The sequence below is a fragment of the Alcaligenes sp. LTN-3 genome, from assembly GCF_059735605.1.
Window position 1 is genome coordinate 329,356 of the sequence record NZ_JCAPDN010000003.1, and the last position, 18,354, is coordinate 347,709.

The following is an 18,354-nucleotide window of genomic DNA, read 5'->3' on the forward strand; positions in this document are numbered from 1 at the left end:
CCTCACTCTATCGCCTTCGGGCAGCTTGACGACAGCGCAGACTAGGTATCGCTTTTCGGCATATTCAGCCCCCATTCAGATGCTGGAGAACGTTCAACAGTGCGGCCACCGCAAGCAGACACAGCAGTAGTCCACAAAGCTGTTCGATACGGGGCAAATACTTTTTTATGCCTTGCTGCCAGCGAGGATGCCCGATCAGAACAGTAATGAACAAATCCCAGAGCAAAACAATAAAAAACATCCATAGGCCCAGCAGTATCTGTAGACCTGTACTGGCGCGACTGCTGGCCAGTACCGAGGCCAGGCTGGCGTAAAACAGCGCGTTCTTGGGATTGAGCAGCCCGGAGAGCAGTCCCAGCAGGGCATGGTGCCACCAGCCGCCTGCACAAGCGCCAGATGCACTGATCTGTTGCTGGTTGTTGTGACGGGCCGTCTGCAGGAATTTCATGCCTAAATACAGCAGATATAGCCCCCCGGCACCCTGAAGCAATAGAAAGAGGGGGCTGCTGCTACTCATCCGGGCAAAGCCTGTTAGCGCCAAGCTGATGTAAATGCCATTGGCCAAGGCCACACCAGCGCAAACGCCACTTGCCACCCGCCGGCCATGGGCCAAGGTGCTGCGCGCAATCAGGAAGAAGTCTGGGCCGGGGGAGAGCAAGGCCAAGAAATGGGTGCCGGCAATCAGCAAGAACAAAGACACAGCAGTAGCTCCTGGACAAAACGGCAGTGTGACCAGAAGGTTGGGAGTCGTATTGAATAAAAGTGCGCACGCAAACGGTCAGGGCGCCGGGCGTGTTCTAGCCTCGGTATTGACCTGGGGTAACGCCGGTGTAGTGCTTGAATACGCGTTGAAAGTGGCTTTGATCCGAAAAACCGAGGCGATAGGCAATATCAGCCAGCTCCTCACCTTGTTTCAAGGCGTCCCGAGCCAGATTGACGCGTTGGTTCAGTTGCCAGCGTTGCGGAGTCAGGCCGGTATGGCGACGAAAGGCGCGGATCAGTTGGTAGCGGCTGAAGCCTGTTTCCTGAGCCAGCTCGTGCAGGGGAATAGTGCTTAGTTGACCGTCAATCCAGCGATCCAGGTTTTTTTGCAAAACAGGGCTAGGTGGTGGAGCCGGTGCCAAGAGCTGGCCGTGAGCTGGCCAATAGTGGAGCAAAAATTCGATCAGCGCTGCTTCTTTGTTTAGTACGGGAGCGGCTGAAAACAAAAGGGCGTTCAACTCACAGTAGGCCGCATAAAGCAGCGGTTCGTGGCTAACACGAATAGGTTCCTGGGCCTTGAGACTGAGTCCCGTACTTTCTTGCCAAAGCTGCTCCAGCCATATCGCGTCCAGATGCAGCATTTGATAGCTCCAGGATTGATCCGGCAGGGGATTGCACGCGTGGCTGCGGTGCGCGGGTACAAGAACAAGAGAGCCTGGCGTAAGCTCAATGGGGCCATCGGGTGCGCCTGTAAAGATGCTGCTGCCGCTGTCAACAGCACCAATCGAGTAGGTGGGGTGGCTGTGCTCCAGGTAGCATGTACGGCTGTCACAGGCGCGTCGGCTTTCTACATAGGGCAGGGCCTTGTTGCGCCAGAATTCAGTCTTCATCGCAGACATCAATCGTGGCCAGGGAGACGATAAAGGTACAGCCCTGCTCGTTGGTGCTGTCCAGCACAATATCCCCACCGTGTTTGTTGATGACGGTTTTTACAAAGGCCAAACCCAGCCCACTGCCCGAAGGCGCGCCAGCGGCGTTCTCATGGGCGCGGTGATAGGGCTCGAAAATAGTGGCCTGATTTTCTGCCGGAATACCCCAGCCCTGGTCCTTGACCAACACCTGCACTGTTTTTTTATCCAGAACCAGGTCTATATCAATCTGATTGCCGTCCGGCCCATACTTGATGGCATTTTGAATCAAGTTGGTAAAGGCACGGCGCAGCATGGGGGCGTTACCGTTCACCCAGACCAGCTCTGAGTCATTCAGATTCAGGCTGATGGAGCGTTTGCTGGCACTGGCCCAGGCATCGTCCACACAGTCTGCCAGCAGATCGGACAGGGCCAGGGGACTGAGTACCATCTCCATCGCCTCAGCCCGTGCCAGACTGATGAAGTTATCCACCAGTTCCAGTGTTTGCTCGGCATAGCCTTCCATCTTGTGCAGGAACTGATCGGGCGCCAGCTTGCTGTCATCCTGGCGTTGCAAGCTGGTCAGCGCCAGGATGGAGTTCTGGGGAGCCCGCATATCATGCGAAATAAAGCGCAAGGTCTCTTCACGCTTGGTTTGAGCCTGGCGCAGCAGATCGATGGATGTGTGTAGCTGGGTCAGGCGATGGGGCAGGTTACGTGCATTTAAGCCAGACAAGCGTTCGTTCAATGCGGTTCTGACATCGGGGTATTCCAGCTGCAGCTTGTTCAGTTCCTCAGTGACTTGATTCAAGGCGGCTTCCTGACTGCGCCAATGCCAAAGTGGATAGGCCAGCAGTATGGTTATCAGACTGGCCAGCGGCGGAATCCACAGATTGAAGCCATGCATGGCGATCCAGTTCACCAGCAGAATCGCAATGACCAGCCCAATCAAGCTTAGCAAGGTCGCACGTGGAGACAGGTAGATCAGAACCTGACAAGCCAGCAGTACCGGCAGGCAGCTTGCCAAGGCAATCAACCAGGCTGGTGGCGTGCGTATCCATTCATTACTGCGTACTGCTTGCAGGGTATTGGCCAGAATTTCGACGCCAGACATGCTGCTCATACCGGCTTTGGACAATGGGGTAGGGAAGGTATCGCCCAGTCCACTGCCCCAGGAGCCGACCAGCACATATTTGTCCTTGAAGAAGGAGGGCGGAATATCGCCGTTAAGGACATTGAAGTAAGGCACGATCTGGAAATGACCGCTGCGACCCAAAAAGGGAATGTGAGGAGTGTCCGTCTTGCTGGCGCTCAGGGCTTGCAAGGCCAAATCCGTGTCGTCACCGGCCAGCAACATCGCAATCGTAAAGTGTGGCAGAACTCGGTCCGAGGGGGTAATTCGTTGCAAGGCGACACGACGTACGACGCCATCCGGATCAGGTTCGATATTGATATAGCCCGATGCCTTGGCCGCCTTGCTGAGCAGGGGAATGGCGGTATGCACAGCATCACGCTGAACGTCGTAGATAAGCGGCAGGACAACGCGCCCATGATGGCGAATGGCCTCGGATAGGGCAAGGTCATCATCTGGGTAGGCGGGATTGGGTTCCTGAAAGACCAGGTCTATGCCCACCGCGCGTGCTTGCTCAAGGCGGCCCAGCAGTTGCGCATGGCTGATACGTCGCCAGGGCCAAAAACCTAGATTGGCAATGCTGTAGTCGTCAATGGCGACGATGACAATGTCCGGGGGGGCGGCCTGTGGAATTGCTGCCGCCATGGTGAAGTCGTAAATCAGGTTGTTCAGCTTGCCCAGCGCGAAGTCATCACGCAGGGAGCTGAACAACAAGGTCAGCAGCACCAGCAAGCCCGAAACCAGATGCCATTCCTTCCGAATTCGGTCAGACAGTAGCTTACTGTTTCTGGGGGCCGGGCTGTTCATGGCGTACGCCGTTCAGGCTTTAGAACTGAGACAGCAAGATGGGGTCGCCAAAATTGTTGGCTACGGCCTGGCCGTCCGAGCTGGTCAGGCTGGCAGCGCCTTCAAAGCTTTCGATCGTGTCCGGACCCATCAGGCCGTGGCGGTCAATGGCACGTACGGTGACGTAGTAGGTGCCGGGACGCGAAGCACTGAATTGGATATCGGTCTCGGTCGTGATGGCCCGCGACAACAGCTTGGCACCTTGGGGGTCGGTGGAGGTCTGAACCAGATAGGCTTGGGCACCGGGCACAGCCTGAATCGTGCTGCTCCATTGGCCGCCGCGACGCTCGGGCGTGGAGATCTGCGGAGCAGGCAACAAAGACGCCAGTGCCAGGATATTGCCGTCTGTTCCCACAGCGGCACCTTGGTTCTGTTTCAGGGCGGTGGGGGTGCTGCGTTGCTGCGTTCCTAACTCTGCGCGGCCGTCCAGCACTTCGCTGTGTGCCATGCCTTGCTGTGTACGCACACGCAACTCTGTACCCCTTACGCCGGTAATGCTGACGGGAGTGCGAACCTCAAAGCGACCTACGCCGGTCTTTTCCGGGGATACGCGCGATTCCACATCGCCATCATCCAGGGCGATGATCGAGTCGGTCAGACCTGTACCCTCAAAGGCACGCATTCGGGTCACGCTCAAGGAGGCCTGGGCGGGCACACTCAGTTGGCTGCCGTCCTGTAGCTCCAGCGTCAAGTAACCATTACTGCCTGTGCGGATCAGATCCCCCTCTTGCAAATGAGTGGTTCCTGCGCCCAGTGTTTGACCGTTAACCAGAATCTGGCCGGCTTGGTGCGTAATCCGGGCGGGGGCGGCCACTTCCGGAATCATGCGAAACGGGATGTGCAGCTCTTTGCCAATGGGCAGACGATAAGGGTCATCCACCGCATTCAAACGCTGGATTTCGGACCAGTTCCGGCTTTGGCGTGTGTATGTCTGGGAAATATCAAGCAAAGTGTCACCGGACATCACTTTGTAGACAAAGTTCTCGCCACGTGCTCCGGAAGGTTGGGCTGACACGACGCCGCCCCAAAGCAGGCCGCAAACAAGAGGAGCGGCGATACGCAAAGTAATCATAGGAAGTGAGCTAGCAAGGGTCGGTCAAAAGTTCAAGGCGATAGCCAAGGGCGTAGGACGCTGTCAGGCGTACCCCGTTTTCGGGGCGCAGTTGAAGTTTACGTCGTATGTTGGACAGATGAGTATCCAGCGTACGGGACGTGGCCGGAATTTCCCGGTTCCACACTGCGGAGCTTAAAACATCGCGTGAGAACAGGCGGCCGGGGTTACGAAACAGCAAAAGGGCTAGTTCAAACTCTTTGGGCGCCAGAGTGACGGTTTCACCATCGAGCACAATATGACCTTGTTCAGGAAAAATATCATAGCCGGCAAACGAGAAGCGGCTGTCCTGAATGGCTGAAGTGTTCAAATCCATACGCCGGACAGCGGCATTGACGCGCGCAACCAGCTCTCCCTTGCGTACGGGCTTACTAATATAGTCGTCGGCTCCGGCCTGCAAACCCGTGACCAGATCCTCTTCCTGGGTACGGCTGGTCAAGAATAGAACCGGCAGAGCATGACCTAGTGTGGTGCGAACCCAACGCAACACATCCAGGCCGCTGACATCGGGCAGTTCCCAATCCAGTAGCAATAAGCCGAAATCATGTGGCTTGGCCAGAGCAGCCAGCAGGTCTTTTCCTTGATGAAAGGAGCGACACTCATAGCCAGCCTCGGTCAAGATCCGGGCAATCAGTTCAGCCTGGACGAGGTCGTCTTCCAGGGAAGCGATGATCATGGGCATTGTCCTTGTCGCAGAAGTGCAATAGCCCTGCAGTATAACGATATGTAGATAGCGAGTGACCAAGTGCTTCCATGCGTGTGCCGTGACAACGGGAAACCGCCGGATTGGTGTCCAAATCGTTGACCTATAAGGGTTTACTGTGGTAAATTTTAGAGCTTACTTTAAGGATCCTTTGCCGGTACACCTTGCAGTAATTTGATGGCAGCCCTGAATTTAGGGGCTGCGGGCACTTTTTGAGTGCTTGAAATCAAGCCCAAGCCATGTGCAAGACCGCTCTTTTTCGTGTTTTATGGGGAGTGGTATTGCGCAATGCCGCTTCCGGTACAGGGTTTCAAAACCCGCCAACTGGACGGCGTTTTTCAAAACACATACGTCAACCAGTACGTAAAGTACGTTATAGGATACGTAAAGGTCATGCCAACCATTAGCCAGCTCGTGCGTAAACCGCGCGAAGTCAGCCGCGTTAGCAGCAAGAGCCCTGCGCTCGAGAACTGCCCACAGCGCCGCGGTGTTTGCACCCGTGTATACACCACGACCCCCAAGAAGCCTAACTCCGCTCTGCGTAAAGTCGCCAAAGTGCGTCTGACCAACGGCTTCGAAGTTATTTCTTACATCGGTGGTGAAGGCCACAACCTGCAAGAGCACTCGGTCGTTCTCGTCCGTGGTGGTCGTGTCAAAGACTTGCCAGGTGTGCGTTACCACATCGTTCGCGGTGCTCTTGACCTGCAAGGCGTCAAGGACCGTAAACAGTCCCGCTCCAAGTACGGCGCCAAGCGTCCCAAGTAATCCATGTATCCACCGATCAGTTCACTGATCTGGATCCGTGCAACCGTGGCCTTTGCGCCATGGTAGGTAAGTGGTCATTTGTCATGAATGGCCGAGACCGCGAAAAGCGGTTCAACTGAATAGTCACAAGGAAATTAAAATGCCTCGCCGTCGCGAAGTACCCAAACGTGAAATCCTACCTGACCCAAAATTTGGCAGCGTTGAGCTGGCCAAATTCATGAACGTGGTCATGCTGTCCGGCAAGAAAGCTGTTGCCGAACGTATTGTTTATGGCGCGCTGGACCAAATTGCGCAGAAAACCGGCAAAGATCCGCTCGAAGTGTTTAATGCTGCCATCAATAATGTAAAACCTGTTGTTGAAGTTAAGAGCCGCCGTGTTGGTGGTGCTAACTACCAGGTACCTGTCGAAGTACGCCCTGTCCGTCGTCTGGCTCTGGCCATGCGCTGGGTGCGTGAATCCGCCAAGAAGCGCGGTGAAAAATCGATGGACTTGCGCCTGGCCGGCGAATTGTCCGATGCGGCTGAAGGCCGTGGCGGTGCAATGAAAAAGCGTGAAGACACGCACAAGATGGCCGATGCTAACAAAGCATTCAGCCATTTCCGTTGGTAATCTGAGGACATATAACCATGGCCCGCAAAACCCCCATTCAGCGCTACCGCAATATCGGTATCTCGGCTCACATCGACGCCGGGAAAACGACCACTACCGAGCGCATCCTGTTCTACACCGGTGTGAACCACAAGCTGGGCGAAACCCACGAAGGTTCGGCCACCATGGACTGGATGGAGCAAGAGCAAGAGCGCGGGATCACCATTACCTCGGCTGCTACCACTGCTTTCTGGCGTGGTATGGCGGGCAATTACCCAGAACACCGTATCAACATCATTGATACCCCCGGTCACGTTGACTTCACCATTGAAGTTGAGCGTTCCATGCGCGTGCTGGACGGCGCTTGCATGGTGTACTGCGCGGTGGGTGGTGTTCAGCCTCAGTCGGAAACCGTATGGCGTCAAGCCAACAAATACGGCGTGCCTCGTCTGGCTTTCATCAACAAGATGGACCGTACTGGCGCTAACTTCTTCAAGGTTTACGACCAGCTCAAGCTGCGTCTGAAAGCTCACCCCGTGCCTGTCGTTATCCCGATCGGTGCTGAAGACGGCTTCCAGGGCGTGGTTGACCTGATCAAGATGAAAGCAATCATCTGGGATCAAGCCAGCAACGGTGTGAAGTTTGACTACACCGACATTCCTGCCGAGCTGCAAGCTTCGGCTGAAGAATGGCGCGAAAAAATGCTCGAGTCGGCTGCTGAAGCCAGCGAAGACCTGATGAACAAGTACCTGGAAAATGGTGACCTCTCCGAAGAGGACATCAACCTGGGTCTGCGTACACGTACCATTGCCTGCGAAATTCAGCCAATGCTGTGCGGTACCGCGTTCAAGAACAAAGGTGTACAGCGCATGCTGGACGCCGTGATCGACTACCTGCCATCGCCAGTGGATATTCCACCTGTCGAAGGTTCGGATGACGACGGTAACGTTATTCATCGTAAAGCCAACGACGAAGAGCCTATGTCTGCTCTGGCGTTCAAGCTGATGACTGACCCCTTTGTTGGTCAATTGACCTTCGTGCGCGTTTACTCGGGCGTTCTGCGTTCGGGCGACACGGTCTACAACCCTATCAAGGGCAAAAAAGAACGTATCGGCCGTATCTTGCAGATGCACGCAAACAACCGTGCCGAACTGAAAGAGCTGGTTGCCGGTGACATCGCTTCCGTGGTGGGCCTGAAAGACGTGACCACAGGTGAAACCCTGTGTGACGCCAGCCAGCACATCATTCTGGAGCGCATGGAGTTCCCGGAGCCCGTGATTTCGCAGGCAGTGGAACCAAAAACCAAGTCCGACCAGGAAAAAATGGGCGTGGCCTTGTCCCGTCTGGCTCAGGAAGATCCTTCTTTCCGCGTCAGCAGCGACGAAGAATCCGGCCAGACCATTATTTCCGGTATGGGCGAGCTGCACCTGGAAGTTCTGGTAGACCGCATGCGTCGTGAATTCGGCGTGGAAGCCAACGTGGGCAAACCACAAGTGGCTTACCGCGAAACCATCCGCAAGACTTGCGACGAAATTGAAGGTAAATTCGTCAAACAGTCCGGTGGTCGTGGTCAGTACGGTCACGTTGTCCTCAAGCTGGAGCCCCTGGAAGCAGGCGGCGGCTTTGAGTTCGTTGACGCCATCAAGGGCGGTGTGGTTCCTCGCGAATTCATTCCTGCTGTTGAAAAAGGTATCCGCGAAACGCTGTCTTCGGGTGTGGTTGCCGGTTACCCAGTGGTGGATGTCAAAGCTACGCTGTTCTTCGGTTCGTACCACGATGTGGACTCGAACGAAAACGCCTTCCGTATGGCCGCTTCGATGGCCTTCAAGGATGGTATGCGCAAGGCTTCCCCAGTTCTGCTGGAGCCAACCATGGCTGTTGAGGTTGAGACTCCTGAGGAATACGCCGGTACAGTGATGGGTGACTTGTCTTCCCGTCGCGGTATGGTGCAGGGTATGGACGATATGGTTGGTGGTGGCAAGGTCATCAAGGCCGAGGTTCCTCTGGCCGAGATGTTCGGTTACTCGACCAGCCTGCGTTCGCAAACACAAGGTCGTGCTACGTACACGATGGAATTCAAGCAATATGCTGAAGCTCCAAAGAACGTGGCTGACGAAGTGATCAGCGCTCGCGGTAAGTAATAGCAATATCAGCCCGCCTTATGGCGGGCTGCTCAACAATTTTTTTGTTTTCCTGTAAAACATAATTGGGATAAATCATGGCAAAAGGTAAGTTTGAACGGACTAAACCGCACGTCAACGTCGGTACTATCGGTCACGTTGACCACGGTAAAACCACTCTGACCGCTGCAATCTGCACGGTTCTGTCCAAGGCATACGGCGGCGAAGCACGCGATTACTCGCAGATCGACAACGCCCCTGAAGAAAAAGCACGTGGTATCACCATCAGCACCTCGCACGTTGAGTACGAGACGCCTAACCGTCACTACGCACACGTTGACTGCCCCGGCCACGCTGACTACGTCAAGAACATGATTACCGGTGCTGCCCAGATGGACGGCGCTATCTTGGTTTGCTCGGCCGCTGACGGCCCAATGCCCCAGACTCGCGAGCACATCCTGCTGAGCCGTCAGGTTGGCGTTCCTTACATCATCGTGTTCCTGAACAAGGCCGACATGGTCGATGACGAAGAGCTGATCGAACTGGTTGAAATGGAAGTTCGCGAGCTGTTGTCCAAGTACGACTTCCCCGGCGACGACACCCCGATCATCAAGGGTTCGGCCAAACTGGCTCTGGAAGGCGACGAAGGCCCCCTGGGCAGCCAAGCTGTTCTGGCTCTGGCCGAGGCGCTGGACAACTACATTCCTACGCCTGAGCGTGCCGTTGACGGTACCTTCTTGATGCCTGTTGAAGACGTGTTCTCGATCTCTGGCCGTGGTACGGTTGTGACCGGTCGTATTGAGCGCGGCATCATCAAGGTTGGCGAAGAAATCGAAATCGTGGGTATCAAAGACACGGTCAAGACCATTTGTACCGGCGTTGAAATGTTCCGCAAATTGCTGGACCAAGGCGAAGCTGGCGATAACGTTGGTTTGCTGCTGCGCGGTACCAAGCGTGAAGACGTGGAACGTGGTCAGGTTCTGGCCAAGCCCGGTTCGATCAAGCCACACACGGACTTTGACGCCGAGGTGTACATTCTGTCCAAAGAAGAAGGTGGTCGTCACACGCCTTTCTTCAAGGGCTACCGTCCTCAGTTCTACTTCCGTACAACTGACGTGACCGGCACCATCGAGCTGCCAGAAGACAAAGAAATGGTTCTGCCAGGCGACAACATTTCGATGAAAGTGTCCCTGATCGCTCCTATCGCCATGGAAGAAGGTCTGCGCTTCGCTATTCGCGAAGGCGGCCGTACCGTTGGCGCTGGCGTGGTGGCAAAAATCATCAAGTAATCAGCCTTGATCGCGGTGTGAAGGTGCAAACCTTCCCGCCGCGTCTTTGCTACCCCCAAAAGGGGTGCTTTTTGCTCAGGGCTTTTCGAGTAATCGATAAGCCCAGTCACAAAGCCCCCACTTATATCGTTCTTTAGGATTACCCATGAAAAACCAGAAAATCCGCATCCGTCTGAAGGCTTACGATTACAAGTTGATCGATCAGTCTGCTGCTGAGATCGTAGAAACCGCCAAGCGCACCGGCGCTGTTGTTCGTGGTCCAGTACCACTGCCAACACGTATCCGTCGCTACGACATTCTGCGTTCGCCGCACGTCAACAAGACATCGCGCGATCAGTTTGAAATGCGTACCCACCAGCGCTTGATGGACATTGTCGATCCTACCGACAAGACCGTTGACGCTCTGATGCGTCTGGATTTGCCAGCCGGTGTTGACGTCGAAATCGCTCTGCAGTAATTCTGCCTAGCTGTTCGAGATACATCGAAAGAAACGCCATGCAACTGCATGGCGTTTTTTTTCGTCTGTAGATTTGTTTCTGATGTAGAAGCGGATGCCGCGATTGCTCGATTCCCCTAAAAAGGACGATAGCCTTGCTCTTTGCCTCTTCGTGGCGCATTCATCACAGCATTGCTATTGGATAAAGGGGGTTTTGGTATATTTTTTACGACCGGACACACTTTGACCCGGAAACAAATGCGACGATGTGCAGGCTTTAAGGAGGACAAGAATGATAAATCGGAGACGAAAGCCGTTCCTGGCCTGGTGGTATTTCCTGGCACTCTGGCTATGTCTGTGGGCAAGCAGTGCATCAGCGCAAGTGTGTGCGGACGACAAACCCATACGGCTGGCTGATCTGAGCTGGGAAAGCGCAGCGTTTAGCACTGAGCTGTATCAGCAGATTCTGGAGAAGGCCTACGGCTGCAAGACGGAACGGGTGCCGGGTTCTTCGGCGGCTCTGGAAAGTGCCTTAGCTCAGAATGATATTCAGGTGATTGGCGAGATCTGGTCAGGACGCACAGAGATCATTGAAAAAGCCATTGAAGCCGGTCAGGTTCAGGTGCTGGGCAATACCTTAAAAGGCGGGGCTGAGCAGGGCTGGTATGTGCCAGACTATGTAGTCGATGGCGACTCTGCCAAGGGAATCAAGCCAGTGGCTCCTGATCTGCAGAAAGTTGAGGATTTGGGACGCTACGCCGCCGTCTTTAGTGATCCGGAGCAACCTGACAAGGGCCGCTTCTATAACTGTCCGTCCGGCTGGGTGTGTGAAACGTTCAATAGCCGCCTATTTGATCTTTATGGCCTGGGCGAACACTATCAGAATTTCCGACCCGGTACGGGTGCGGCGCTGGATGCGGCAATCAGTGCCGCCTATGACAGACGTGAGCCAATCCTGTTCTATTACTGGCAGCCTGCGGGCCTGATGGCGAAATACTCCTTCAAGAAGTTAGCCAGTGCGCCTTTCAATGAAACCTGCTGGAAGGCGGCTGTCTCAGGCAAGGGCGAGATTTGTCCTACGGATTTCATCTTGGCCAATATAGGGGTTGCGGTTTCTACCCCTTTCGTGGAGTCTCACCCCGAGCTGGTGGCCTTGTTTGAAAAGATCCAGTTGGAGCCAGAGCAGATGAACCAGATCATTTTGGGCATGACGGAAGGTGGGCAGAACGCCAGCACGCAGGTCCAGAAATTCCTGAAAGAGAATGCAGAGCAATGGCGTCAGTGGATGCCGGTGGCTCAGGCAGATCGCTTGCAGGCGGCCTTGGAGATTCCGGCAACAAAACCCATAGCCACAGCTCAGTCCCGCTTCTTCCCGGAGTGGTCAGCTGCAGACTGGGTTAACCGTCAGTTGTTGGTTGCCGTGCAAGATTGGGGGACAGGTTTTCGCCAGATCAGTTCGTGGATTCTGACATATGCCATCTTGCCGGTAGAACGCGTTTTGCAACAGGTGCCTGCCTGGGCGATTCTGGCTTTGACCGGCTTGTTGGCCTGGTGGGGACAGCGTCGCTTTCTGCCCGTTCTGCTGTATGTGGGGGGCTTGTACTTGATAGGCGCCATGGGCCTGTGGGACAAGCTGATGCAAACTTTCACCCTGGTTTTGGTGGCAACTGTTTTCTCTGTCTTGATCGGTGTCCCGGTGGGTATTCTGAGTGCCCGCAGCCGTCTGCTTAGAAAAGTGCTGACGCCTGTGCTGGATGTCATGCAGACCATGCCCAGCTTCGTGTATCTGATTCCGGTGCTGATGTTGTTTGGCCTGGGTAAAGTACCTGCGGTTCTTGCCACTGTTGTGTATGCCGTTCCTCCCTTGATTCGCCTGACCAGTTTGGGCTTGCAACAGGTGGACAAGCATGTGATGGAGGCGGCACAAGCCTATGGGGTTACGCGTTGGCAAATGCTGATCAAAGTGACTCTGCCTCTGGCACGTCCCAGCATTATGGCGGGCATTAATCAAACTACGATGATGGCACTGTCCATGGTGGTGGTCGCTTCCATGATTGGCGCCCAAGGTTTGGGTGAAGACGTACTGGCCGGCATTCAGACCCTGGATATAGGGCGTGGCTTGCAGGCGGGAGTAGCGATCGTGATCCTGGCTATTGTTATTGACCGAATCTCTCAATCCTTTGGTCGCTCCCAGCGTCATCGTCGCAAGGTCAGGAGGCAAGCATGAATACCATACCTACCCCCTCGGGCGAGCAGACCTGCAAGATAGAGTTGCGAGATGTCTATAAAGTCTTTGGCAGCCGGGCGACGGAAGCGGTGGCGTTGTTAAAGCAGGGGGCCGACAAACAGGCCGTACAAAAGCAGACGGATTGCATTGTGGGGCTGGCAGGTGTGGATGCCTGTTTTCCTGCGCAGCAGATTTCCTGCGTGATGGGCTTATCCGGTTCAGGTAAATCCACCCTGGTGCGTCACATTAACCGCCTGATCGATCCAAGCGCCGGGCAGGTGTTGGTGGACGGGCAGGACATATTGCAGCTGGACTTGGCCCGCTTGCGGCAATTTCGCCGCTATGGAATCAGCATGGTCTTTCAGGCCTTTGGTTTGCTGCCCCATTTAACAGTGGTGGAGAACGTTGCTTTCGGCCTTGAGGTACGGGGCGACAAGCGCTCGCAAGCCAGGGAGCAGGCTCGGCAATGGTTGGAGCGTGTGGGTTTGCACGACTATGCCGATAACTACCCCGATGAATTGTCAGGGGGGATGCAGCAACGGGTCGGTCTGGCACGTGCCTTGGCTGTGGATGCCGACATCCTGCTGATGGACGAGGCCTTCTCGGCGCTGGACCCCTTGATTCGCTACGAGATGCAGGACGAGCTGTTACGCCTGCAAAGCAGCCTGAACAAAACCATCATCTTTATTACGCATGATATTGATGAGGCATTGCGCTTGGGTCAGCATATTGTGGTGTTGCGCGAGGGCAGGGTGGAACAAAGCGGTACTCCGGCTCAAATTCGTGATGAACCAGTGAACGAATACGTCGCCCGTTTTGTGAATAAGGCACATCAATAGAAAATTGATCATGAATCAATTTTTCTGATCGTGATCGCATAGCCACGACGGCCAAATCCGAAAAAACTGTTGTCAATCAAGCAGTTTAGGGCAGATTTTTGCAGTAAATCTTGCTTGGCTTTACAGCCGCGTGCTATATTTACTAGCTTAGCCAAAAAGTTTTGGCTATGGTCGTCGCGCAAATCATTGCGTGTACTCTCAGTTAGCCCTGACCAATCGTAGTCAGGAATGGAGAAAACGATGTCGAACTCGACACCTACGCCTGCCGCGTGGCGGCTGGGCCTTGTTGGGCGTAAAGTTGGCATGACCCGTGTGTTTACAGAGGAAGGCGAGTCCATCCCTGTGACCGTGCTGGACGTGTCCAACAACCGCATCACCCAGGTCAAGACGCCCGCAGTTGACGGTTACGCCGCTGTACAGGTTGCCTTTGGCACCCGCCGTGCAACACGCGTTACCAAGCCCCAGGCAGGGCACTATGCAAAAGCTGGCGTTGAAGCTGGCAGCATCCTGAAAGAATTCCGCCTCGACCCTGCTGCTATCGCCGAGCTTTCCGCCGGTTCCGTAGTTGCTGTGGAAAGCATTTTCGAAGCGGGTCAGAAGGTTGACGTTACGGGCACCACGATCGGTAAAGGCTTTGCCGGTACCATCAAACGCCACAATTTTGGCGGCCAGCGTAACAGCCACGGTAACTCGCGCTCGCACCGCGTACCCGGTTCCATTGGTCAAGCCCAGGATCCAGGCCGTGTGTTCAAAGGTAAAAAAATGTCGGGCCATATGGGTGATGTTACCCGTACGGTTCAGAATCTTGACGTGATCCGCGTCGACGCCGAGCGTGGCTTGTTGTTGGTCCGGGGCGCTGTCCCAGGTCACAAGAATGCCAATATCGTTGTGCGCCCTGCTGTGAAAGGAGCCTAATCCATGGAACTGAAGCTCCTGAACGAACAAGGCCAAGCTGCATCCACATTGCAGGCCAACGAAACCGTTTTCGGTCGTGAATTCAACGAAGCTCTGGTTCACCAGATCGTTGTTGCATACCAGTCCAATGCTCGCAGCGGTAACAGCAAGCAATTGACTCGTGCCGAAGTCAACCACAGCACCAAAAAGCCATGGCGCCAAAAAGGCACTGGCCGTGCTCGTGCTGGTATGACATCCTCGCCCGTGTGGCGTGGAGGCGGTCGTGCATTCCCCAACACCGGTGAAGAAAACTACACGCACAAGGTCAACAAGAAGATGTACCGCGCCGGTATCAGCGCGATTCTGTCTCAGTTGGTCCGTGACGAGCGTCTGTTGGTTGTTGATTCCTTCACTCTGGAAGCACCCAAGACTCGTCTGGCAGCCAACAAGCTGAAAGACCTGGGCCTGGAATCCGTGCTGATCATCACCGACGCGCTGGACGAGAACGTGTACTTGGCTACGCGTAACCTGCCTCACGTTGCTGTGGTTGAGCCACGCTACGCTGACCCGCTGTCCCTGATCCACTACAAAAAAGTGTTGGTCACCAAAGCGGCTGTCGCTCAGTTTGAGGAGATGTTGGGATGAACGCCGAACGTCTATTGCAAGTCATTCTGGCTCCTGTCGTGACTGAAAAAGCCACGTACGTTGCCGAAAAAAATCAGCAAATCGCTTTCCGCGTCGCTCCTGATGCTACCAAGCCTGAAATCAAAGCTGCTATTGAACTGCTGTTCAAGGTAGAAGTTGAGTCGGTGCAGGTGCTCAATCAGAAGGGCAAAGAAAAGCGCTTTGGCCGTTTCATGGGTCGCCGCCGCAGTGTGCGCAAGGCATATGTCTCGCTCAAGCCCGGTCAGGAACTCGACTTTTCTGAGGTGAACTAATATGGCATTGGTAAAAGTAAAACCAACGTCGCCAGGTCGCCGTGGCATGATCAAAGTAGTTCACCCTGAACTGCACAAAGGCGCTCCTTACGCGGCTTTGCTGGAAAAGAAATCCAGCAGTGCTGGCCGTAACAACAACGGCCACATCACGGTTCGTCACCGTGGCGGCGGTCACAAGCAGCACTACCGTATTGTCGACTTCCGTCGCAACAAAGACGGTATTCCTGCGAAAGTAGAACGTCTGGAATACGACCCTAACCGCAGCGCTCACATCGCATTGGTGTGCTACGCAGACGGCGAGCGTCGTTACATCATCGCCCCTCGTGGTCTGGCAGTGGGTGCAACGGTTGTCTCTGGCGCGGAAGCTCCTATCCGTTCCGGCAACACTTTGCCTATCCGCAACATTCCTGTGGGTCAAACCATTCACTGCATCGAGATGCTGCCTGGTAAGGGTGCTCAAATCGCTCGTTCCGCTGGTGGTTCCGCTGTGTTGCTGGCTCGTGAAGGCACGTACGCTCAAGTACGTCTGCGTTCCGGTGAAGTTCGCCGCATCCACATCGACTGCCGCGCCACGATTGGCGAAGTCAGCAACCACGATCACAGCCTGCGTCAAATCGGTAAAGCCGGTGCTGTTCGCTGGCGTGGTATTCGTCCTACCGTTCGCGGTGTGGCGATGAACCCAGTCGATCACCCGCACGGTGGTGGTGAAGGTCGTACGGGTGAAGGCCGTGAGCCAGTCAGCCCATGGGGTACGCCTGCCAAGGGCTACCGCACCCGTCGTAACAAGCGCACAGACAACATGATTGTTTCGCGCCGTAAGCGCAAGTAAGGGGCGAACACTATGTCACGTTCGATTAAAAAAGGCCCATTCGTTGATGCTCACCTGATCAAAAAGGTTGACGCAGCCGTTGTGGGTAACGACAAGCGACCAATCAAAACCTGGTCGCGCCGCTCTACCATCCTGCCCGAGTTCATTGGGCTGACGATTGCCGTTCACAATGGCCGTCAACACATTCCCGTTTACATCAACGAGAACATGGTTGGCCACAAGCTCGGCGAGTTCGCTTTGACCCGTACGTTCAAGGGTCACGCTGCGGACAAAAAGGCCCGGAGATAAGTGATGGAAACTACAGCAATTATTCGTGGAGTCCATATTTCGGCGCAAAAAGCACGTCTGGTTGCGGACATGGTCCGCGGCAAGTCCGTCGCTCACGCTCTGAATACGCTGACTTTCACTCCTAAGAAAGCCGCTGGCATCATCAAGAAAGCTCTGGAATCGGCTATTGCCAACGCTGAGCACAATGACGGCGCCGATATCGACGAACTGAAAGTCACCTCCATTTACGTGGACAAGGCTCAGTCGTTGAAGCGTTTTTCTGCACGAGCCAAAGGCCGCGGTAACCGTATTGAGAAGCAGACTTGCCACATTGTGGTCAAAGTCGGCGCTTAAGGAGTCACAATGGGACAGAAAATCCACCCAATTGGGTTCCGCCTGGCTGTTAACCGTAACTGGAGCTCGCGTTGGTACGCTGACGGTGCTGAGTTCGGTACGATGTTGGCTGATGACATCCGTGTGCGCGAATACCTGAAACGCAAGCTGAAAAGCGCGTCCGTTGGCCGTGTGGTCATCGAGCGTCCTGCCAAAAATGCTCGCATCACTATTTACTCGGCTCGTCCTGGTGTAGTGATCGGCAAGCGCGGCGAGGACATCGAAAGCCTGAAGGCTGACCTGCAGCGACTGTTGGGCGTGCCCGTGCACGTTAACATCGAAGAAATTCGCAAACCTGAAACCGACGCTCAACTGATCGCCGACTCCATTGCTCAGCAATTGGAAAAGCGCATCATGTTCCGTCGTGCGATGAAGCGTTCCATGCAAAACGCCATGCGTCTGGGTGCCCAAGGCATCAAGATCATGAGCTCGGGTCGCTTGAACGGCATCGAAATCGCTCGTACCGAATGGTACCGCGAAGGCCGTGTGCCTCTGCACACCCTGCGCGCTAACATCGATTACGGCACTTCCGAAGCGCACACGACGTACGGGATCATCGGTATCAAGGTCTGGGTCTACAAGGGCGACATGCTGCCTAACGGCGAAATGCCTGTTGACACCGTAGCCCCTGAAGAGCGCCGCCCACGTCGTCCACGTGGTGACCGCCCTGAAAACCGCCGTCCAGGTGGTCGTGGCCGCGGTCCTCGTAAAGACGCTGCTCCTGCTGCGTCCGAAGGAGAATAAAACATGCTGCAACCTTCTCGCAGAAAGTACCGCAAAGAGCACAAAGGCCGTAATACCGGTCTGGCAACTCGCGGTGCGCAAGTTTCGTTTGGCGAATTTGGTCTGAAAGCCACTGATCGTGGCCGTCTGACTGCTCGCCAGATCGAAGCAGCACGTCGTGCAATTAACCGTCACATCAAACGTGGTGGCCGCATCTGGATCCGTATCTTCCCCGATAAGCCAATTTCGCAGAAACCTGCCGAAGTTCGTATGGGTAACGGTAAGGGTAATCCAGAGTTCTGGGTCGCTGAGATTCAACCAGGCAAGGTCCTGTACGAAATGGAAGGTGTTAGCGAAGAGCTGGCACGCGAGGCATTCCGTCTGGCCGCTGCCAAGCTGCCTATCTCGACGACGTTCGTAACGCGTCAGATCGGTGCTTAAGGAGACGTCATGAAAGCCAGCGAACTCCGTACTAAAGATGCCGCCGAGCTCCAGAAAGAGCTCGAGAGCCTGTTGAAAGCACAATTTAACCTGCGCATGCAGCGTGCTACTCAACAGCTTTCCAACACCAGCCAATTGGGCAAAGTACGTCGCGACATCGCTCGCGTCCGTACTGTCATGGCTGAGACCGCAGGAAAGTAAG

21 protein-coding genes are annotated in these 18,354 nt (G+C 55.0%); 16 read left to right on the forward strand and 5 right to left on the reverse strand.

Translation table 11 applies throughout. From position 1 onward, the window contains the following. Nucleotides 1-64 precede the first annotated feature (64 nt). From AC6I6N_RS14410 to AC6I6N_RS14430, 5 genes are all read right to left on the reverse strand, one after another. Complete coding sequence (locus AC6I6N_RS14410; protein ID WP_249460619.1) at nucleotides 65-700, reverse strand: LysE family translocator; 636 nt, start codon at nucleotides 698-700, stop codon at nucleotides 65-67. Between the two features lie 97 nt (nucleotides 701-797). Continuing rightward, nucleotides 798-1,592, reverse strand: a complete 795-nt coding sequence (locus AC6I6N_RS14415) for an AraC family transcriptional regulator (protein WP_108728658.1) — start codon at nucleotides 1,590-1,592, stop codon at nucleotides 798-800. Then, the gene (locus tag AC6I6N_RS14420; protein WP_234354362.1) at nucleotides 1,582-3,549 is read right to left on the reverse strand and encodes a CHASE2 domain-containing protein; all 1,968 of its coding nucleotides are present in this window, start codon (nucleotides 3,547-3,549) and stop codon (nucleotides 1,582-1,584) included. The genes AC6I6N_RS14415 and AC6I6N_RS14420 overlap by 11 nt, the downstream gene beginning before the upstream one ends. Before the next feature lie 19 nt (nucleotides 3,550-3,568). Continuing rightward, nucleotides 3,569-4,660 (reverse strand): FecR family protein, encoded by a 1,092-nt coding sequence (locus AC6I6N_RS14425; protein WP_094198183.1) that lies wholly within the window; start codon nucleotides 4,658-4,660, stop codon nucleotides 3,569-3,571. A 10-nt stretch (nucleotides 4,661-4,670) separates the two neighbouring features. After that, nucleotides 4,671-5,375 carry a response regulator transcription factor gene (locus tag AC6I6N_RS14430; protein ID WP_094198182.1) on the reverse strand — a complete coding sequence of 235 codons (705 nt, stop codon included), beginning with the start codon at nucleotides 5,373-5,375 and terminating at the stop codon, nucleotides 4,671-4,673. A gap of 420 nt (nucleotides 5,376-5,795) precedes the next feature. Here AC6I6N_RS14430 and rpsL point away from each other — a divergent pair, with 420 nt between their 5' ends. From rpsL to rpmC, 16 genes are all read left to right on the forward strand, one after another. Further along, a complete protein-coding gene (rpsL, locus tag AC6I6N_RS14435; protein ID WP_042489490.1) occupies nucleotides 5,796-6,167 on the forward strand; it encodes a 30S ribosomal protein S12 in 372 nt (123 codons plus the stop codon). 139 nt (nucleotides 6,168-6,306) lie between these two features. Beyond that, on the forward strand, nucleotides 6,307-6,777 hold the full coding sequence (gene rpsG / locus AC6I6N_RS14440; RefSeq protein ID WP_094198181.1) for a 30S ribosomal protein S7: 471 nt from the start codon (nucleotides 6,307-6,309) through the stop codon (nucleotides 6,775-6,777). Between the two features lie 17 nt (nucleotides 6,778-6,794). Further along, nucleotides 6,795-8,897: an elongation factor G gene (fusA, locus tag AC6I6N_RS14445; protein ID WP_108728657.1), complete on the forward strand. Its 2,103-nt coding sequence runs from the start codon at nucleotides 6,795-6,797 to the stop codon at nucleotides 8,895-8,897. Between the two features lie 77 nt (nucleotides 8,898-8,974). Further along, nucleotides 8,975-10,165 (forward strand): elongation factor Tu, encoded by a 1,191-nt coding sequence (gene tuf, locus AC6I6N_RS14450; protein WP_054513288.1) that lies wholly within the window; start codon nucleotides 8,975-8,977, stop codon nucleotides 10,163-10,165. Between the two features lie 145 nt (nucleotides 10,166-10,310). Beyond that, complete coding sequence (gene rpsJ, locus AC6I6N_RS14455; protein WP_003803053.1) at nucleotides 10,311-10,622, forward strand: 30S ribosomal protein S10; 312 nt, start codon at nucleotides 10,311-10,313, stop codon at nucleotides 10,620-10,622. 271 nt (nucleotides 10,623-10,893) lie between these two features. After that, a complete protein-coding gene (locus AC6I6N_RS14460; protein WP_428980089.1) occupies nucleotides 10,894-12,828 on the forward strand; it encodes a glycine betaine ABC transporter substrate-binding protein in 1,935 nt (644 codons plus the stop codon). Next, a complete protein-coding gene (locus AC6I6N_RS14465; protein ID WP_108728302.1) occupies nucleotides 12,825-13,667 on the forward strand; it encodes a quaternary amine ABC transporter ATP-binding protein in 843 nt (280 codons plus the stop codon). The genes AC6I6N_RS14460 and AC6I6N_RS14465 overlap by 4 nt, the downstream gene beginning before the upstream one ends. Nucleotides 13,668-13,907: 240 nt before the next feature. Then, nucleotides 13,908-14,582: a 50S ribosomal protein L3 gene (gene rplC / locus AC6I6N_RS14470; RefSeq protein WP_003803046.1), complete on the forward strand. Its 675-nt coding sequence runs from the start codon at nucleotides 13,908-13,910 to the stop codon at nucleotides 14,580-14,582. Nucleotides 14,583-14,585: 3 nt separating this feature from the next. Next, nucleotides 14,586-15,206, forward strand: a complete 621-nt coding sequence (gene rplD, locus AC6I6N_RS14475) for a 50S ribosomal protein L4 (RefSeq protein ID WP_094198176.1) — start codon at nucleotides 14,586-14,588, stop codon at nucleotides 15,204-15,206. Then, nucleotides 15,203-15,499 carry a 50S ribosomal protein L23 gene (gene rplW / locus AC6I6N_RS14480; RefSeq protein ID WP_003803043.1) on the forward strand — a complete coding sequence of 99 codons (297 nt, stop codon included), beginning with the start codon at nucleotides 15,203-15,205 and terminating at the stop codon, nucleotides 15,497-15,499. Before rplD ends, rplW begins: the two co-directional genes overlap by 4 nt. A gap of 1 nt (nucleotide 15,500) precedes the next feature. Further along, a complete protein-coding gene (gene rplB / locus AC6I6N_RS14485; protein ID WP_042489246.1) occupies nucleotides 15,501-16,328 on the forward strand; it encodes a 50S ribosomal protein L2 in 828 nt (275 codons plus the stop codon). Between the two features lie 12 nt (nucleotides 16,329-16,340). Next, nucleotides 16,341-16,616, forward strand: coding sequence for a 30S ribosomal protein S19 (gene rpsS, locus AC6I6N_RS14490; RefSeq protein ID WP_003803039.1), 276 nt, complete (start codon nucleotides 16,341-16,343; stop codon nucleotides 16,614-16,616). A gap of 3 nt (nucleotides 16,617-16,619) precedes the next feature. Beyond that, the gene (gene rplV, locus AC6I6N_RS14495; protein ID WP_009462426.1) at nucleotides 16,620-16,949 is read left to right on the forward strand and encodes a 50S ribosomal protein L22; all 330 of its coding nucleotides are present in this window, start codon (nucleotides 16,620-16,622) and stop codon (nucleotides 16,947-16,949) included. Between the two features lie 9 nt (nucleotides 16,950-16,958). Further along, nucleotides 16,959-17,732 carry a 30S ribosomal protein S3 gene (gene rpsC / locus AC6I6N_RS14500; RefSeq protein ID WP_003803035.1) on the forward strand — a complete coding sequence of 258 codons (774 nt, stop codon included), beginning with the start codon at nucleotides 16,959-16,961 and terminating at the stop codon, nucleotides 17,730-17,732. Between the two features lie 3 nt (nucleotides 17,733-17,735). Next, on the forward strand, nucleotides 17,736-18,152 hold the full coding sequence (rplP, locus tag AC6I6N_RS14505) for a 50S ribosomal protein L16 (RefSeq protein WP_003803033.1): 417 nt from the start codon (nucleotides 17,736-17,738) through the stop codon (nucleotides 18,150-18,152). Nucleotides 18,153-18,161: 9 nt separating this feature from the next. Continuing rightward, a complete protein-coding gene (rpmC, locus tag AC6I6N_RS14510; protein WP_003803032.1) occupies nucleotides 18,162-18,353 on the forward strand; it encodes a 50S ribosomal protein L29 in 192 nt (63 codons plus the stop codon). The last annotated feature ends 1 nt before the right edge of the window (nucleotide 18,354 follow it).

What these genes read in the sequence shown, in the direction of transcription:
- AC6I6N_RS14415 (WP_108728658.1), bottom strand. Translation starts at nt 1,592, where the DNA reads ATGAAGACTGAATTCTGGCGCAACAAGGCCCTGCCCTATGTAGAAAGC.
- AC6I6N_RS14420 (WP_234354362.1), bottom strand. Translation starts at nt 3,549, where the DNA reads ATGAACAGCCCGGCCCCCAGAAACAGTAAGCTACTGTCTGACCGAATT.
- AC6I6N_RS14425 (WP_094198183.1), bottom strand. Translation starts at nt 4,660, where the DNA reads ATGATTACTTTGCGTATCGCCGCTCCTCTTGTTTGCGGCCTGCTTTGG.
- AC6I6N_RS14430 (WP_094198182.1), bottom strand. Translation starts at nt 5,375, where the DNA reads ATGATCATCGCTTCCCTGGAAGACGACCTCGTCCAGGCTGAACTGATT.
- rpsL (WP_042489490.1), top strand. Translation starts at nt 5,796, where the DNA reads ATGCCAACCATTAGCCAGCTCGTGCGTAAACCGCGCGAAGTCAGCCGC.
- rpsG (WP_094198181.1), top strand. Translation starts at nt 6,307, where the DNA reads ATGCCTCGCCGTCGCGAAGTACCCAAACGTGAAATCCTACCTGACCCA.
- fusA (WP_108728657.1), top strand. Translation starts at nt 6,795, where the DNA reads ATGGCCCGCAAAACCCCCATTCAGCGCTACCGCAATATCGGTATCTCG.
- tuf (WP_054513288.1), top strand. Translation starts at nt 8,975, where the DNA reads ATGGCAAAAGGTAAGTTTGAACGGACTAAACCGCACGTCAACGTCGGT.
- rpsJ (WP_003803053.1), top strand. Translation starts at nt 10,311, where the DNA reads ATGAAAAACCAGAAAATCCGCATCCGTCTGAAGGCTTACGATTACAAG.
- AC6I6N_RS14460 (WP_428980089.1), top strand. Translation starts at nt 10,894, where the DNA reads ATGATAAATCGGAGACGAAAGCCGTTCCTGGCCTGGTGGTATTTCCTG.
- AC6I6N_RS14465 (WP_108728302.1), top strand. Translation starts at nt 12,825, where the DNA reads ATGAATACCATACCTACCCCCTCGGGCGAGCAGACCTGCAAGATAGAG.
- rplC (WP_003803046.1), top strand. Translation starts at nt 13,908, where the DNA reads ATGTCGAACTCGACACCTACGCCTGCCGCGTGGCGGCTGGGCCTTGTT.
- rplD (WP_094198176.1), top strand. Translation starts at nt 14,586, where the DNA reads ATGGAACTGAAGCTCCTGAACGAACAAGGCCAAGCTGCATCCACATTG.
- rplW (WP_003803043.1), top strand. Translation starts at nt 15,203, where the DNA reads ATGAACGCCGAACGTCTATTGCAAGTCATTCTGGCTCCTGTCGTGACT.
- rplB (WP_042489246.1), top strand. Translation starts at nt 15,501, where the DNA reads ATGGCATTGGTAAAAGTAAAACCAACGTCGCCAGGTCGCCGTGGCATG.
- rpsS (WP_003803039.1), top strand. Translation starts at nt 16,341, where the DNA reads ATGTCACGTTCGATTAAAAAAGGCCCATTCGTTGATGCTCACCTGATC.
- rplV (WP_009462426.1), top strand. Translation starts at nt 16,620, where the DNA reads ATGGAAACTACAGCAATTATTCGTGGAGTCCATATTTCGGCGCAAAAA.
- rpsC (WP_003803035.1), top strand. Translation starts at nt 16,959, where the DNA reads ATGGGACAGAAAATCCACCCAATTGGGTTCCGCCTGGCTGTTAACCGT.
- rplP (WP_003803033.1), top strand. Translation starts at nt 17,736, where the DNA reads ATGCTGCAACCTTCTCGCAGAAAGTACCGCAAAGAGCACAAAGGCCGT.
- rpmC (WP_003803032.1), top strand. Translation starts at nt 18,162, where the DNA reads ATGAAAGCCAGCGAACTCCGTACTAAAGATGCCGCCGAGCTCCAGAAA.